Origin of the sequence: Ruminococcus sp. 5_1_39BFAA (genome assembly GCF_964240875.1) — a bacterium.
Lineage (GTDB): Bacteria > Bacillota > Clostridia > Lachnospirales > Lachnospiraceae > Blautia_A.
Genome location: NZ_CAXSVO010000001.1, coordinates 270,733 through 288,349, shown reverse-complemented (window position 1 = coordinate 288,349; position 17,617 = coordinate 270,733). Strand labels below are relative to the sequence as shown.

General features: G+C 43.0%; 14 protein-coding genes. All 14 read left to right on the top strand.

The features are described 5' to 3' along the window. The first annotated feature begins 49 nt into the window (after positions 1-49). The 14 genes from ACESZH_RS01330 (at position 50) to ACESZH_RS01265 (ending at position 17,600) form a co-directional block, all read left to right on the top strand. A complete protein-coding gene (locus tag ACESZH_RS01330; protein ID WP_373215571.1) occupies positions 50-2,530 on the top strand; it encodes a glycoside hydrolase family 38 C-terminal domain-containing protein in 2,481 nt (826 codons plus the stop codon). A gap of 29 nt (positions 2,531-2,559) precedes the next feature. Next, positions 2,560-4,272: a uroporphyrinogen decarboxylase family protein gene (locus ACESZH_RS01325; RefSeq protein WP_373215570.1), complete on the top strand. Its 1,713-nt coding sequence runs from the start codon at positions 2,560-2,562 to the stop codon at positions 4,270-4,272. Between the two features lie 159 nt (positions 4,273-4,431). Next, positions 4,432-5,349, top strand: coding sequence for an ABC transporter permease (locus tag ACESZH_RS01320; RefSeq protein WP_373215592.1), 918 nt, complete (start codon positions 4,432-4,434; stop codon positions 5,347-5,349). A 17-nt stretch (positions 5,350-5,366) separates the two neighbouring features. Continuing rightward, a complete protein-coding gene (locus ACESZH_RS01315; protein WP_373215569.1) occupies positions 5,367-6,251 on the top strand; it encodes a carbohydrate ABC transporter permease in 885 nt (294 codons plus the stop codon). 49 nt (positions 6,252-6,300) lie between these two features. Beyond that, complete coding sequence (locus tag ACESZH_RS01310) at positions 6,301-7,752, top strand: ABC transporter substrate-binding protein (RefSeq protein WP_373215568.1); 1,452 nt, start codon at positions 6,301-6,303, stop codon at positions 7,750-7,752. A 182-nt stretch (positions 7,753-7,934) separates the two neighbouring features. Further along, positions 7,935-10,220 carry an AraC family transcriptional regulator gene (locus ACESZH_RS01305; RefSeq protein WP_373215567.1) on the top strand — a complete coding sequence of 762 codons (2,286 nt, stop codon included), beginning with the start codon at positions 7,935-7,937 and terminating at the stop codon, positions 10,218-10,220. Continuing rightward, positions 10,181-10,756: a uroporphyrinogen decarboxylase family protein gene (locus tag ACESZH_RS01300; protein ID WP_373215566.1), complete on the top strand. Its 576-nt coding sequence runs from the start codon at positions 10,181-10,183 to the stop codon at positions 10,754-10,756. Before ACESZH_RS01305 ends, ACESZH_RS01300 begins: the two co-directional genes overlap by 40 nt. Then, the gene (locus ACESZH_RS01295) at positions 10,720-10,905 is read left to right on the top strand and encodes a hypothetical protein (protein WP_373215565.1); all 186 of its coding nucleotides are present in this window, start codon (positions 10,720-10,722) and stop codon (positions 10,903-10,905) included. Before ACESZH_RS01300 ends, ACESZH_RS01295 begins: the two co-directional genes overlap by 37 nt. A 174-nt stretch (positions 10,906-11,079) precedes the next feature. Beyond that, a complete protein-coding gene (gene recQ / locus ACESZH_RS01290) occupies positions 11,080-12,897 on the top strand; it encodes a DNA helicase RecQ (RefSeq protein WP_373215564.1) in 1,818 nt (605 codons plus the stop codon). A 132-nt stretch (positions 12,898-13,029) separates the two neighbouring features. Then, positions 13,030-13,701, top strand: a complete 672-nt coding sequence (locus ACESZH_RS01285; protein ID WP_373215563.1) for a hypothetical protein — start codon at positions 13,030-13,032, stop codon at positions 13,699-13,701. A 58-nt stretch (positions 13,702-13,759) separates the two neighbouring features. Then, a complete protein-coding gene (locus ACESZH_RS01280) occupies positions 13,760-14,035 on the top strand; it encodes a helix-turn-helix transcriptional regulator (RefSeq protein WP_373215562.1) in 276 nt (91 codons plus the stop codon). Positions 14,036-14,127: 92 nt separating this feature from the next. Beyond that, on the top strand, positions 14,128-16,245 hold the full coding sequence (locus ACESZH_RS01275) for a DEAD/DEAH box helicase (protein ID WP_373215561.1): 2,118 nt from the start codon (positions 14,128-14,130) through the stop codon (positions 16,243-16,245). Beyond that, a complete protein-coding gene (locus ACESZH_RS01270) occupies positions 16,242-16,895 on the top strand; it encodes a DUF2290 domain-containing protein (RefSeq protein WP_373215560.1) in 654 nt (217 codons plus the stop codon). Before ACESZH_RS01275 ends, ACESZH_RS01270 begins: the two co-directional genes overlap by 4 nt. Before the next feature lie 231 nt (positions 16,896-17,126). Continuing rightward, positions 17,127-17,600: an LURP-one-related/scramblase family protein gene (locus ACESZH_RS01265; RefSeq protein ID WP_373215559.1), complete on the top strand. Its 474-nt coding sequence runs from the start codon at positions 17,127-17,129 to the stop codon at positions 17,598-17,600. Positions 17,601-17,617 lie beyond the last annotated feature (17 nt).

Here is a 17,617-nt window from a genome sequence, read left to right as displayed (position 1 = left end):
GAAAAAGCTGTTATACAGTAAATTCATACCAGATATCAGGAGGAAACGTATGACAAAATTACATTTGATATGCAATGCACATTTGGACCCGGTGTGGTTGTGGGACTGGGAAGAAGGAAACGCGGCAGCTTTGTCCACCTTCCGTATTGCAGCCAAATTTTGCAGAGAATATGACGGATTTGTTTTTAACCACAATGAGGCAATCTTATACCAGTGGGTGGAGGAATATGAGCCGGATCTGTTTCAGGAAATCCAGGAGCTGGTAAAGCTTGGAAAATGGCATATCATGGGCGGCTGGTTTCTGCAGCCGGATTGCAATATGCCGTCCGGGGAATCCTTTATCCGTCAGATAGAGGAAGGGAGAGAGTATTTTAAAGAAAAATTCGGTGTGGTTCCGACCACTGCCATTAATTTTGATCCGTTTGGCCATTCCAGAGGCCTGGTACAGATCATGGAAAAAACAGGCTATGACTCCTATGTGTTCTGCCGTCCCATACAGGAAGATTGTCCCTTACCGGATGATGACTTTCTGTGGGTTGGATTTGACGGCTCTGCTGTCAAAGGCCACCGTTCCAGTGAGCATTACAACTCACTTATGGGAGAGGCTGGCAAAAAGATCCAGGATTATCTGGACAGCCATAAGGATCAGGAGGAAGGATTTCTTCTCTGGGGAGTGGGAAATCACGGCGGGGGACCTTCGCGGATAGATATGAGATTGATCCGGGAAAAACAGGAGGAGCACCCGGAGTGTAAAATGATCCACTCAGTTCCGGAAGATTATTTCTCGGAAATTGAGAAAGAAACACTTGCCCGTGTGGAACATGACCTGAATTCGTGGGCAGTGGGCTGCTATACCTCACAGATTCAGATCAAGCAGAAGCACAGGAAGCTGGAGGGCCTTCTCTATATGACGGAAAAGATGGTCTCCCAGGCAGTCATACAGGGAAAAATGGAATATCCGCAGAATCAGCTAAAGGAAGCAGAGAAGGCTTTGCTGACAGTAGAATTTCACGACATCCTCCCCGGTTCTGCAGTGAAATCTGTGGAGGAGTCCGGGATTCAGATCATGAACTATGGAATGGAAATCCTTGAGAAACAGAAAAGGAGAGCCTTCTTTGCACTGTCAGAGGGAGAAAAGCCGGCAGGAGAGGGGGAATATCCGATCCTGATCTATAATCCTCATCCCTACACAATAGAAGGGATCGTGACCTGTGAATTCCAGATGCAGAACCAGAACTGGAGTAGCTCTTTTGGAATGCCGCGCCTCTACCAGGACGGAAAAGAAATCCCATGCCAGGTGGAAAAAGAAGCCTGCAATATGAATCTTGACTGGCGCAAAAAAATTGTCTTCCATACTGCTCTGAAGCCAATGCAGATGAACCGCTATGACTGCATCGTGGAATTCTTGGAGAAAGAACCGAAAAGAAGCGGCCCTGTTGCGGGAGATGCCTTTGTTTTCCGCGGAGAGGAGCTGGAAACAGTCATCAGTAAAAAAACAGGGCTTATGGAATCTTTAAAAATAGATGGAAAAGAGTTCCTTAAAGGAAGTGCCTTTGGGCTGTCTGTTAGAGAAAGCGGATTTGATCCCTGGGGAATGACCGTTTCCGGATATCCAACGGAAGCGGGGAAATTTACTCTATTGTCTGAAGAAGAAGGGAGAGATTTTTCCGCTGTGGATACGGTTCTGGAAAGTGTGAGGATCGTGGAAGACGGGGTTGTGCGCACGGTAGTGGAAGCTCTTTTCGGATACAGGAGATCCAGAGCTGCCATCCGTTATCTGCTTCCGAAAAAGGGAAGGGGCTTTGACCTGGAGGTGGATGTGGAATGGCTGGAAAAGGGAAAGCTTCTGAAACTGGAAATTCCCACCGCTCTTCAGGGAAAAAATCTCTGTGAGACAGCTTACGGCGTGCAGGAATATGAAAACAGTGAGAAGGAGCGTGTGTTCCAGAGATGGAGCGGCGTTTTCGATGAGACACAGAATATGGCGCTTACCTGTATCAATTCCGGCTGTTACGGAGGAGAATTCAGGGACGGTGTCATGGCAATTTCCCTGGTAAATTCCGCAGCGTATTCGGCACATCCCATCGAAGACAGGATACTTCTCGACCAGGACCGCAGGATCCGCTGTATGGATCAGGGTGAGCGGAATTATCTTTTCCGTATTCAGGCTGGTGGATACAGGGAAAGAAGAGAAAGGGTTACACAGGATGCTGTGATTTTCCAGGAAACTCCCATGGCGGTTGCCTTTTTCCCGACTGAAAAGCGAGAATCCGAAAAGAAATGGTTCAGGATGTCAGAGGAAGGCTGTGTGCTTTCAGCAATGAAGAAGATAAAGGGAAAAGAAAGCTATCTGCTGCGCTTTTTTGAAAGCACAGGAGAAAGCCGTGAGGTAAAGCTGAATTTCTGGGACGGCACGGAAAAAAAGATATCTTTAAAGCCTTATGAGATTAAAACCATGGAATTTTTTCCGGATTCTATGGACTTGGACGAGTGTTCCATGCTGCCGTCCGTGTTTGGCAGCAAAAAATGAAAGCAAATGGAAAGAAAAACGGAGGAGCTATGAGATATCAGATTACCGTAAAACAGTATAAAGGAAGCGTTCCCGTAAAGAAGGAGTGCTGGGAGCTTATGAAAGACTTCGAAAAGCAATGGAAGAATATGCAGGAGTTTCCTATGAGGGTACGCTGCATCCGGGAGGAAGAAGGCCGGAGGTTATCCTTTTTTATACAGGCAGAAATGATAGAGGCGCTGGATGAGCCGGTTTCACTGGCTCTGGATACCATAAAGGAGGAATGGGAGAGGACAGAATATGTCTTTTTCCCGGCAGCAGTATATAACGGAAACTGTCTGGAGAGTGTCCGCCTTCCTTATCCTCCTTATCATGGGGGAAGAACAGAAGAAGGGTGGCAGCAGGTGATCACAGATATTCCTCATATAGACAGAAACAACGAGGAATCAGGCATTCAGCTTCGTTCGGGCGATATGAGCACCCCTGCCATGGGATATTACAGCGAAAAGAGACAGGAAGGAATGCTCTTTCTGGCAAAGCACCGGATACACGGGGAATATACAGGCTTTTGTGTCCGGGAAAAAGGGGATGAAGCATGGTTTTCCGTGTCTCTTCCTGCAGTGAGAGAAAAAAATAAATACTTTTTCGGCGAGCTTCCGGATGGCACCGGATTTTTCCCAACAATGGAATATCCTTCTGATGATGAAGGTATCCTTCTGAAAAAAGGGGAACGCCTGGAAATGGAAATACAGATTTCCCGCATTCAGGCAGAGAACATTCAGAAATATATGGAAGGATTTAATGAGGTTCGTGAGAATCTGGAAACAGGGACAGAGTTTTGCAGCATTCCATTTTCGAAGGCATACCATGCGGTAAAAGAGAAGTATAAAAAGATGAATTTTGCGGAGGAGGGCTATTACCGGGTAGGAACAGAGAATGAAGTGCCGCCCTGCTTCTGGCAGGCAGGATGGGTAGGCGGAGGGATGAATACCCTTTCCTTCCTGGTAGAGGATCAGGACCTGGCAGGGCAACAGGCGCGGAGCACCCTTCGGTTCATTGTGGAAAAGCTTCAGAGAGAAAACGGCTGGTATATTCCGATGTACGCCAAAGGAATAGCATACGGTGACGATTTCCGCGATGGAGAGCGGTCTGTACTTCTTGTGCGCAAGGACGCGGATCTTTTGTATTTCCTTCTGAAACAGGCATTTATTCTTAGGGAGAAGCAGGAAACGATAGAAGGGCTTTCTGAAAGTATCCGCCGCCAGGCAGATGCAAAGCTTTTTCTTGATAAGGGAGCAGATGCGATCCTGATCGCAGATGATATGGCATTTAATTCCGGTGTGTTCCTGCCGCCATATGTAATGGAAGAAAATGTATATCCATTTTACAAACAGATGGTACGGGAGATCAAAGCATATAAAAATGTGCCGGTATTCCTTCACAGCGATGGAAACCTGAACAGTGTCATGGATGAGCTTGTAAAGTGCGGATTTGACGGCATACAGTCCCTGCAGCCGTCTGCCGGTATGGATATCAGAGAAATTAAAGAAAAGTACGGAGACAGGTTATGTCTGTGGGGAAATATCGATCTGGATCATATCATGTGCTTCGGCACTGAGGAAGAGGTGAAGGAGGACGTGCGAAGGACCATTGAGATTTCAAGCCCGGGAGGGGGATTTATCCTTTCCACCTGCAACACGATGGTAGATATCATTCCACCGAAAAACATTTTTGCCATGATAGAAGAGGCGGAAAAACACTGAAATGAACGAAATGTACGGATTTGAAAGGTTGATTTTGTTGTGAATCAGAGCAATTGCAGGATTTGAAAGTTGAAAAAATAAGAAAAATACAGTAAAAATGAGTCAAACACAAACGGAGACGACGCGGAGCTCCGGAGAAAAGGGGGTAAAAGTCATTTGATGAAAAAAAGAGGAGGCGCAGGCAGAAAGAAAAACAGAACACTGACCTTGATGGCAATGCCGGCTGCGGTAATCCTGTTTATTTTTTCATATGTTCCGATCGTGGGACTTGTGATCGCATTTAAGGATTTCAGATACGACAAAGGCTTTTTGGGAAGCGAATGGATCGGCTTGAAAAACTTTGAGTTTTTCTTTAAATCCAATGATGCCTGGGTAGTGCTGCGCAACACCATCGGGCTGAATTTCCTGTTTATTGGAATGACGCTGGTGGTATCTGTGGCAATCGCACTGATGATGAATGAAGTGCGCAGCCGGGGGATGATCAAGATCGTACAGACTATTATGTTCTTCCCTTACTTTATGTCATGGGTAGTTGTGGGATATCTTCTGTATGCGTATCTGCATCATGATTATGGCATCCTGAACCAGATCCTGGGATTTTTCGGGCTGCATAGTATTTCATGGTATGCAAAATCAGAATACTGGCCGGTGATCCTGACATTTATGTACGTCTGGAAAATGGCAGGGTATTACAGTGTTATTTATTATGCCGGTATGATCGGGATTGACGATACCTATTATGAAGCCGCTGCACTTGACGGAGCAAGCCGCTGGCAGATGGTATGGAAAATTACGCTTCCCATGGTGAAAAGCCTGATTCTTACCATGGCAATTCTCCAGATTGGAAAGATCATGTATGCCGATTTTGGCCTGTTCTTCAATCTGACAAGAGACCAGGGAGCGCTGTATTCCACAACGGATGTGCTGGATACCTACATATACAGAGCACTTCGTGTAACCGGCGATATTGGAATCAGTTCCGCTGTGGGATGCTTCCAGGCAGTGGTAGGATTCCTTTTGATCATAGGTTCGAACCTGGTAGTACGCAAATTAGATAAAGACAGTGCAATCTTTTAAGAGAAAGGAGAAGAAAGATGAAGAAAGACTTACCGATCATTCCGAAGATCCTGATTTACGCATTTTTGATATTCTTTTGTCTCCTTTGTGTGATCCCGATCATCACAGTTGTTTCCATCTCTTTTTCCAGCGATTTAAGCATTGCGAAGGAAGGATATGGAATCTTACCGAAGGGATTTACCCTGGATGCCTACAAATATGTATTTAAGGATGCGCAGGCGATCATACGCTCCTACGGGGTGACGATCCTTGTTACCGTAGTGGGTCTTGTGGCGGGGCTGATCCTGAACGCCATGATTGCTTATGTGCTTGCAAAAAAGGATTACGCATACAGAAAGCCCATGACCGTATTTTTGATTATTCCTATGGTTCTGAATGGCGGACTGGTGCCGACATATATCTGGATGACGAGATATCTGCATTTAAAGAACACGATCTGGGTAATGATCCTGCCCATGCTGATCGTACCGTGGTTTATTATTCTTTTGAGAACATTTTTCTCACAGATTCCCACATCACTGATGGAGGCAGCCACTGTGGATGGGGCAGGGGAAATGACGATATTTGTAAAAATCGTCCTGCCTCTGGCAAAGCCGGCACTTGCAACGGTAGGTATGTTTATCACATTGAATTACTGGAATGAATGGTTTCAGCCATTGATGTATATTGATAACCGGGAGCTTTATAATTTGCAATACAGATTGTACATCCTGATGCGAGATGTACAGGAGATGCTGAAAAATTCCGCAATTTCAGGTATGGGAATCAGTGTTGCCGATATGCCTACAGAGTCTATGAGAATGGCAATGTGCGTGATCGCAGCAGGCCCGATGCTGGTAGTATTCCCATTTTTTCAGAAGTATTTTGTAAAGGGACTTACCGTTGGAGGGGTCAAGGGCTGATTAAAAAAGCGGGTAGTAAAAAATTATATATAAACAAGGAGGAACAAATATGAACAGAAAAAAATTAACAGCCATGGGAATGGCAGCAGTGCTGGCGGCGGGAAGCATGACAGTGGGAAGTGCTTTGCCGGTGCTGGCAGATGATGTGGTAACTTTAAGGATCCATACTATGATTTCAGAACAGCCAGACAGCGAATCCGTAATGGAAGCATTAAATGAGTACACAAAAGAAAAAATCGGAGTAACGGTAGAGTATGTCTTCCACGGCGGTTCCTATGGGGACAAAATCCAGACCATCATTGCCTCAGGTGAAGAGTATGATGCCTGCTTTACATCCAGTTGGTGTAATCCTTATAATACAAATGTTATGAAAGGGGCATTCATTGATATCAAGGATTTGCTTCCGGAAGCAGCGCCCGGTCTTTTGGAGGCGATTCCGGATTATATGTGGAAGGCCGCAACAATAAACGGAGGCATTTATGCAGTTCCCAATCAACAAATTGTGGCAAGGCAATTGGGAGCTTATATGCCCAAAGATTATGTAGAGGGAACCGGGATAGATATTGAGTCAGTGAAAACTCTGACGGACATGGGAGATTATGCGCAGAAAGCATTTGATGAGTACGGAGCAAAAGTCGGCGGCGTAAGCCGTATCCAGGCAGCAGAATACTGCGGATACGAATATATTACTGATTATTTAGGAGCCGGTGTCATTAAAATGGATGATGAAACGGCTCAGGTTGTAAATTTCTATGCAACGGATGAGTGGAAAGATATGTTGAACGAACTGGCAGATTTAAATGAAAAAGGTTTGCTTGACGGAGAGTGCGGATATATGGATGAATACGGTGACAGCCAGCGTGCCGCAAAGAAGCTGTCTGCAATCTACTCCGGAACCTATAAACCAGGAGTTGAAGCAGAGGCCTCAGCAGGAGTAGGCTATGAATTTGAATATGCAAAATCAGCGATTGATCCGTATATTTCAACGGGAAACGTTATTGCAACTATGTATGGTATTTCTTCAACATCGAAACACCCGGAAGAAACCCTGAAATATCTGGAGCTGATCAATACAGATCCATATGTAATGAATCTTGTTTCTTACGGTATTGAAGGAAAGCATTATAACAAAACGGGTGAAAACATGATTGAGTTAATTCCAAACAGCGGATACTCTCATGGTCAGTCATGGGCAGTTGGAAATGTATTTAACAGCTATGTTCTGGAAGGACAGCCGGAAGATGTCTGGGAGCAGACCAAGGCGTTAAACGACAGTGCAAAAGCATCTCCGATCCTTGGATTTTCCTTTGATCCGGAGCCTGTAAAAATGGAGATCACAAACGTATCAAAGGTTGTGAAAGAGTACGAGAGTCTGGTTGGCGGAGAGCTTCCTGTAGAAGAGACAAACGCAGAATTCCTGGAAAAACTGGAAGTAGCAGGAGTGAATGAAGTGATCGCTGAAATGCAGGCGCAGATCGATGCGTTCCTGGCAGGTGAATGATAGATATAGGAACATATAAAATGATATGCATCTGAAATCCGGAATGCCTCAGATCAGAGCTATGATCTGAGGCATTTTGCAATATTTTAAAGAAATAAACAAAATTCTTAGTTGCAGAATGAGGGGGAAATATAGGAAAATAGAGATAGAAAAGATATCCTGCTGGCGGGGGAGGGGAGCATATGAAATTTGGGAATGACCTTCAGGCACATAGCTATAAAAAGAATCCGGATCAAAAACAAATAGAGAAGAAAAAGACATTTTTAAAGATTTTTCTTGGAATTACATTTGGGATGTTTCTGGTTATTTTTCTGGGATTCAGTATGGTTTACAGAAAAGTACAGGATGTGATCATTGATCAGAATGTTCAGATGTCCATGCAGGCATTTTCGCAGGTCCAGTCAGAATTTGACAAGGCAAATGCCACAGCAAATATGATCGCTACGCAGGTAGCGCTGGATGATGTGTGCTCAGATTTTATCAATGAGATTTCAGCGTCCCATTTGAATTCCATTGTACTGAACAGAGTCAGAAACCAGTTATCCATGTATCAGAATACCAATTCTTCAGTGGAATCCATTTATGTATATAATCCGTCAGTGGATCTGTTCCTCACCTCGGGAAGCCGGTTTGGAAAAGTCGGAAAGGATGATTTTTCGGATCGCAGTGTAGTAGAACTCATGGAAGACCCGGAAACATACTGCACATCCAATTTAATCCGAAGAGAGATGCAGTCCAAATATCCGAATCAGTCAGACAAGGTGGAAACAGTCTATTCCTATTTCAGGGATACTGCCGTAATCGGAGAGGGATCCGTAATTGTTGTTAATATGAAGTTTGACAGTATGGTTCAGAATATTGTGCAAATGGAAATGATGAAAGACAGCAGAATGCTGATCATTGGAGAAAACGGGGATCGTCTTGTTGATGTCCAAACTGTGGAAATAACGGAAACAGAGCCTTTTCAGGAAACAGTCCGTAAAATGGCAGAAGAAAACACACAGAACAAGGAATACAGAATGGATGGGGAACGATACTTTATTTCGTACCTTTATTCTGACAAAAGCCAGTGGAATTATGTGAAGATTACCAAATGGGATACGATGTTCAAGACATTGGACCAGCTTCAGCGCTGGATGTTTACGTTTCTTGCAGCAGCGGTGCTTGTGGCTGTACTGATCGCTCTCGGAACTGCTCTATCCATGCTTAAGATACACAGAAAGCTGGAGAAAAGATATATAGCGGCCTCATGCGCAAAGCGCTCTGACATGATGGTCTTGAGAGAAGGGTTGCTGAATGATTTCCTCCATGGGCGTAAACTGTTCGGAAAAAGCCGGCTCCGCGCAGAAATGGAAAAACTGCAGTTTTCTGTTCAGGAGGATCAGAGATTTGCGGTATTGATCCTGAAAATAGAAGACTATGATAAATTCTGTGAAACCTTTGGAAAAAAGGATGTCTATGACATCAAATACGGCTTCCAGAATATTTTTGCGGAAACTTTTGCAAAAGAGTTCCGCAGCATCAGCCTGATCAACAGGGATGACACGTTGACTTTTGTGGTGGAGGTGAAGGACGAAGAGACTTTCACGGAGAAGATACAGGGGCTTTTCCGGGAATTCTGTGAAAATGTAAAGGTCTTTGTGGAGTGGGAGTTTATGCTGTTTGGCGCAGCCTGTCCGGTGCCTTTTGAGAGGCTTCCGGAACAGAATACTGAGCTGAAAGAAATGGTTTCAGAAGGATTCTTTTACCCTGCCAATTCCTTCCTTACGGATGTTGAGATTTTGCGTGAGCATGGAAAAAAGGCGGATTTCCAGTATATTGATGCTGACTTTATGTCCAGATTGTCAGGTTCAGACAAAAATGTCAGGGAGCTGTATCTGGAACTGGCAGAGGAGCTTCAGAACTGTAAAATGTCAGACTATATGAATGTTATGACCTGGTTTGGGATTGCCGTATGCAGGAACGTAAAGCAGTATGCCATTAAAAAGCAGGAGGGAGATGATTTCCTTATGATGCTGGCAAAATGCGAGAAGGCTTCGGAGATAGATGAGCTGTTTCTTAAGCTGCTGAGTCTGATTGAAAAAGGTCAGGAAAAAGCGTCAGCGAAGAAGGGTGTGACCGGAAAGTTTTCTGAGGTAAAAGGTTACATAGAAGAGAATTTCTCTGATCCTAATCTTACATTGGAGCAGCTTGGAGATGAATTTAGTGTTTCGCCCAATTATCTGGGCCGCCTTTTCAAGAAAGAAATGGGCGTTTCTGTTTCAGATTATATTAATGGGGAACGTATGAAATGGGCGCTTGAGCAACTGGAGAAAACAGAACGTCCGGCAAAGGCGATCGCGGAGGAATGCGGGTTTGTGAGCAGCAATTATTTTTATACATATTTCCGGAAAAAGATCGGAGTGACACCGCAGATGTACAGAGAGCAGTGCAGAGAACAGAAAAAGAATGCGGAATCCCGGGTATAACCCCTGTGATCCAGGATGAGGATGATTTTAAACAGTATCCGTGGGATGAGATACCGGAATATTATTTTGAAAAATATTCCAGATATTTCCGTGCGCTTCGGGAAGAGATGCCCGAAGGAATGAAGGCGATCGGAGGAGTTGGCAACGGGATTTTTGAGTGCGTACAGGATCTGACTGGGTTTCAGGGACTTTGCTATATTGCGGCAGATGATGAAGAATTATATCATGATCTCTTTAAGAAGGTGGGAGAAACCAATCTGAAGATCTGGCAGAGATTTATGAAGGAATTTGGAGATATCTACTGTGTGCTTCGCTTTGGAGATGACCTGGGATATAAAAGCAGTACCATGCTTTCCGCAGATGATGTAAAGAAACTGATCCTTCCGCAGTATAAACCGATCGTGGACCTGGTACATAGCTATGGCAAGCCGTTTTTGCTCCATTCCCTGTTTGGGTGGAAAAGTACGGGGACAGGATCGGAAATTTTGGCGGGGCAGACGTGGATATGGTATGCCATTGCTCCAAACAGGAATTAAAGGAATATATTCTGGATATCGTTGCAAAGTCTAAAGGGCATGGGGGATTTGCCTTCGGAACAGGAAATTCCATACCGGATTATGTTCCTACAGAGGGTTATCTGAATATGATAGAGGTGATCCGTGAGTACAGAGGAGATTTTAAATAGCCGAAAGACAGGAAGAGAACATGAAATGATTTATATCAGCAAAACGGTTGCGAATGAGCCGGAAAACAATTATAATAAATGCAGAACAACATTATGGAGCTGCCGGGCAAGGAGCAAAAAGCCCGGCAGTAATTTGACTGCCGAAACATTCGGCGGATTGCGGAGTAAAACAAAATGACGAAAAAGGAAGCATTAAAAAAATATTTTGGCTATGATTCCTTCCGGCCGGGGCAGGAGATACTGGTGGATGGAATCCTGAACGGGCGGGATACGTTAGGCATTATGCCAACAGGAGCAGGCAAGTCCCTTTGTTATCAGATACCGGCACTTCTTTTGCCGGGAATCACCATTGTAATTTCTCCTCTTATATCTCTTATGAAAGATCAGGTCACAACGCTGAATCAGGCGGGAATCCATGCAGCATATTTAAATAGTTCCCTTACTTCCGGGCAATACCAGACGGCAGTGCGGAATATGATCAGGGGACAGTATAAGATCGTCTATGTGGCGCCGGAGCGTCTTTTGACGGAGAGCTTTTTAAATGCTGCCCGTCAGATTACGATATCCATGGTTAGTGTGGATGAGGCGCACTGCATTTCCCAGTGGGGACAGGATTTCCGTCCAAGCTATCTGAAGATCGCGGATTTTATTGAATGTCTGGATAAAAGACCTGTGATCAGCGCCTTCACCGCTACTGCCACAAAGGAGGTTCGGGATGACATTGCCGCTCTTCTCAGGCTGGATGATCCTGTCAGCCTGCTCACCGGATTTGACAGGGAAAATCTGAAATTTATCGTAAAAAAGCCAGCAAATAAGACAAAGGCAGTTTTGGAGTATCTGCAGGAGCATGACGGGGAATGCGGAATTATTTACTGTTTGACACGAAAGGTGGTGGAGGAGGTCTGCGATGACCTGACCAGAAAGGGATATTCTGTCACCCGGTATCATGCTGGTTTAAGCGATGAGGAGCGAAAAAGAAATCAGGAGGATTTCATTTTTGACAGGAAACAGATCATGGTGGCAACCAATGCCTTTGGCATGGGGATCGATAAGTCCAATGTCCGCTATGTGATCCATTATAATATGCCGAAAAATATGGAGAGCTATTACCAGGAAGCAGGAAGGGCAGGCAGGGATGGACTGCCGTCAGAGTGTATCTTGTTTTATGCAGGGCAGGATGTGGTGATGAACCAGTTCTTTATTGACAAAATGCTGCCCCCGGAGGATACGGATTGGGAAACGGCAGAGCTTATCCGGGAAAGGGAGCGGGAGCGTCTGAAAAAGATGACCTTTTACTGCTTTACCAATGAATGTCTCAGAGAATATATCCTGCGCTATTTCGGGGAATTTGGAAAAAATTACTGCGGAAACTGCTCTAACTGTCTGACGCAGTTTGAGGAAAGAGATGTAAGCATCATTGCCCGGAAACTGGTGGGCTGCGTGAAAGAGGCAAGGCGGAGCTACGGAATGACCGTGATCATAGATACGGTCCATGGGAGCAAGAGCGCTAAGATCCAGAGCACCGGAATGGATGAGAATCCCTATTACGGAACCTGCAGTGAAGAGCCTGTGTTTAAACTGCGTCAGATTTTGAATTATCTTTTGATCCAGGGTCATCTGATCCTGACAGATGCCCAATATCCGGTATTGGAGCTGACAGAAAGCTCTTACGAAGTGCTGGATGGAAAGCCTGTTTTTATGAAGGTGGCAAAGGAGCAGCCGAAGAAGCCTGGTAAGAAGGAGCAGAAGCCCCAAAAGACATTGCCGGACGGCGGAGAGGTGGACCGGAACCTGTTTGAAAAGCTCCGCAGTCTCCGCATGGAAATTGCAAAAAAGGAAAAGGTGCCGCCATACATTGTATTTTCCGACAAAACTCTTCTGCAAATGTGCCGGATACGCCCGAAGAACAAAGAGGAAATGATGACCGTCTCCGGTGTGGGGGAAATGAAATATGCCAAGTATGGGGAGGCGTTTTTAGAGGCATTGAGATAACAAAAGTTTTATGCTTGACAAAAAGAACCATATATGATACATTTATGAAGTATCATATATGGTTCTTTTTGCGGAGGAGGGATTGCGTTGAACGAAGGTTTCAGCTTGTTCTTAAATTTGGAAGAGGATAAAATGGAAGAAAACGAAATCTTGATTCAAAAAATAGACGATTTTTTATTGAATTTTGGAATTAAGTATTCCGGTTTGGCAAACTTCTATGTACCGGCAGATGACGATAACAGAGATGATGCAGTATTTGCTGCCTGTGAAGCGTTAAAAAATATAGTTTGGTTAAAAGAGCTTTACGCATTTGTCCTTGTTGGGAACAGAACGAATGTGTGCGGGATGGAGGAGATTTTGACCGACGATATGAGCGAGCCATCGGAAGAGAAGCTGAAGTATTATGAAGATTACTATCTGGCTTCCGGCAAACTGGCACATGGGATAGTGGTAGATGAGAATCGGCAGTTAAGAGATGGATATATTTCCTATATTTTGGCGAAAAAGTACGGAATCCGGACAGACATATATGAGGCTCTTTCCAGTCAGCCGCTAAAGAAGGTGGTAAAAGGAAGGCACGTAAAGCTTTGCGGAAATGAGTGGAAGGTAATATCCGAAAATCGTTACCGCTGGTTCTACGGTTTAAAAGCTCCTGTTGTACCCGGCGATATCCTGCAGGTAAAGACCAGAAAAGGTCTTGCCTTTATCAGGGTGGATTGTATAGAATATGAAACCGGAAATAATTTTTGCAGAAGACACAAGAAAACAAAACGCCACCTGAGGGTAAGGATGAAAAATAGCTGAGCTGTAAAGCGAAGCCATTTGCCGCGGTGTGGAAAGAATAGTAGGAGGACAAAGGATTATGGAAAAAGGCATGAGTGATATTTATCTGACTGACAGAGAGGACGGATTTATCGAAATTGAACAGCAGAACACAAGAAACGCTGTGATCGAGCAGTACATCCGAGTACGGAAAAACCAGGGTTTAACCCAGGCAGAGCTTGCAAAACGCGCAGGGATCCCGCGAACCAATATCACACGATTTGAAAGCTGTAACTATAATCCTTCACTGGAAATGATGGTTAAGATCGCTTCCGCGCTTAATATGAAGGTGCAGATCCAGTTGGTTGGGAAGTGATCGTATACGCTTGATTGAAAAGAGTATGTGGGAATGCTATACTCTTTGTGTGGTTTAGTTAATGGACAACTATGATAGGTACGGGGTGGTAAATGCTTACAGTGATTAACGGTGTTACAGGTAAAAAGATCCTTGCAGATGAAGTGATTGCCATTTTGAATACTATGAATCTGGACGGATATTTTTATTTGGGCTATCCTATTTTGGGTGGTATGGATGGAAAGATTAAGGTTGATGCACTTTTGGTATGCAGACAGTATGGTTTGGTGATTTTTGACTTGGAGATGTCATCAGAAGAAGATATTGAAAATAAAACTTCATTCTTGGATGAATTATATAACAATATGGAATCAAGATTAAAAAGACATAGTTATTTGTCCAAAAAGCGAAAGCTTCAAATACCTATTAATATAGTTTCTTATGCTCCACGCTATAAAACAAGTGTCGAAGAGATTTGTATTTCTAAGGAACAACTGGAAGATTATTTAAAAATGCTTAGTTGGGATCAAAGTGATGATTACTATGAAAAGTTACTAGAAGCAATTCAAATGATTTCGCAAATCAAAAAGCGCGGTTTGAGAACAAATCTTCAGAAGGATAACTCAAAAGGAGCGAAACTTAAGGCAATTGAAAATCAAATATCATGTCTTGATAAATATCAAAGTAAAGCTGTTATCGAAACAGTGAATGGCGTGCAAAGAATCCGTGGGCTTGCGGGATCTGGAAAAACAATTGTCCTGGCCTTGAAAGTTGCCTACCTGTACACAATGTATGAGGAAAAAGTCATAGCGGTTACATTTAACAGCAGAGCACTAAAGGGGCAATTCATTCAGTTGATCTCAAATTTCATTATCGAGAATACGAACGAAAAACCGGATTGGAATAGAATAAAAATCATTCACGCATGGGGCAGTAAGAATGAGGAAGGTTTGTATTTTAATTTCTGTAAAGCTAATAATCTGGTTTGTTATGATTATATGGATGCCTGCCGGAAATTTGGGCGTGATTCTTTTGCCTTTGATAAGGTATGCCAGGAAGCTGTAGAAATGGTATCAGACCCTGAAGTTTTATATGACGCTATTTTAGTAGATGAGGCACAAGATTTTTCAAAATGTTTTTTGCAGATGTGTTATATGTCTCTTCCGAAAGAAAAACGTATGCTGGTTTATGCGTATGATGAATTACAAAGCCTGGATAATAAGAATGTAGATTCTCCGGAAGAAATCTTCGGATATACCAATGGAAAGCCGAATGTGGTATTGGACAATAGTAACGGAAAAGCGGAAGATATTGTATTATCAAAATGCTATCGTAATTCTCGGCCAATACTCATAACGGCGCATAGTTTAGGTTTAGGGATATATAGAGAGAAAGAGAATAGAGAAACCACTCCATTGGTCCAGTTATTTGAAGATAAAAAATTATGGGAAGATATAGGGTATGCTGTAAAAGAAGGAGCAATTGTAGACGGAGAATCTGTGACTTTATATAGAACAGAAAAAACAAGTCCACTTTTCTTAGAAAGCCATTCTGCCATTGATGATCTTATACGATTTGAGAAATTTGATTCCATTGACCAGGAAGCAAAATGGGTTGTAGAGGATATTGAAAAGAATCTAAAGGAAGAGGAATTAAAATATCAAGATATCATGATTATTCATCCGGAACCGAAAACTACAAAGAGTTATGTCTCGCAAATACGAGTTATGCTGATGGAGAAGGGAATTAAATCCCATATCGTAGGTGTGCAGACAACCCCAGACGACTTTTTTCAGGAAGATTCTATTGCTGTTTCGCAAATATATAGAGCGAAAGGTAATGAAGCGGCGGTCGTATATTTGGTGAATGCGGATGTATGCGCAAAGGGGATCAATCTGTCACGAAAGAGGAATATATTATTTACTGCGCTAACCAGATCTAAGGCATGGGTACGGGTTAGCGGCTTAGGTGAGAATATGAAATTATTAATAGATGAATATACAAAAGTAAAAGAAAGGAATTTTGAATTACAATTTAAGTATCCGAATGAATTGCAGCGTCAGAATATGAGAATTATACATCGTGATATGACACAAAATGAGATTCGTGATATTAAAAAGAGCAATAATAGTCTGGTCGAGATTGTTTCAAAAATCCAAAAAGGAGAAATCCAGAAAGAAGATTTGGATGAAAAAACAATAGAAATGCTTAAGGATGTGTTGTTAAATTGAAGAAACAGGATAAAATACTTCGAGAAGTAAAAAGAGTCACACAAGAACTGATACGAAGTGGGCTGGCAGAAGAATATAATTTTCCGATTATCCAGAACACGGATGTTGTGTGGGAAAAATATCATGATGTTTCATTGTATCTAAAGAATATGGATTATGCAACAATATATAAGGAAATAGAGGAAGGGCATAATTTTAATATTAAGTTACCAGATGGTGGGATGCTGCAATTAATGTATAGATTTAATAATCGAGGCACGGAACTGCTGGCACATAGGTTAGCATTTTACCCATCACCTTCTTATGAGATTTATCAGAATGATGCAGAACTATATGATGCGGATTATATTTATGGTGATATTTTGAATAAAGATGTATTACCTGTGATTATGAGGATTGACTATTGTAATGGTGAAATAGATAGTGAGATTCATCACCCGTATTCGCATATAACTTTGGGAGGATATAAGAATTGCAGAATACCTGCGGACCGACCAATAGCACCGCTTCAATTTGTAAAATTTATTATGGAACATTTTTATTATGTACCCAGTTCTAAACTGGAGTTTAACTTTTCTTTAGAGAGTATCATTACATTTGATAGACATATTGCAGATTGTGATATGAGGAAAAGCAGGGTTGTTGTATAAAAGGGAACCTAATCATAGTTATGCGGTTTTGAGTTGCCAAACATGCAAAAGGAAAATCTGGTGGTGTTTCTTTTTGATCGGGTTGGCGGCGAAAAACCGCATAACTTTTTTCTGTCAAGATGCAAACAGTTGCGCATAAATCAGAAAACAATTATAATGGATAAAAATAATACTATACTTAGGCAAAAGCGCATTGAGCACCCAGCCGAAGTGCAGAAAGCGGGATTTACTATGAAATTGTTGATCAAACAGAGAGTTTTTTCCTGGAGTGATACTTATGACGTATATGATGAGAATGGAAATGCAAAATACTTTGTGAAAGCAGAGTTTTTATCTCTGGGACACCGGCTTCATGTTTATGACAGGAACCAAAAAGAGGTTGGCATGATCAAAGAACGGTTGATGACTCTGCTTCCGGTATTTGAGATTGAGGTCGGCGGTTATGTTCAGGGCAGAATCGAGAAGAAATTTACATTATTCCGTCCAAAGTATGAGGTGGAATTCAATGGATGGAGAGCAGAAGGTGATTTCTTGGGGTGGGAATACGATGTTTATTCCGGCTGCAGCTCTATCATACATATCACAAAAGAATTGTTCCATTGGGGAGATACGTATGTGATCGATTTTGCAGATCCGGCAGATGAACTGATGGGATTGCTACTGGTGATCGCGATAGATGCGGCAAACTGTACGCAAAAGGGATAAGACTGGTGATGCGGATA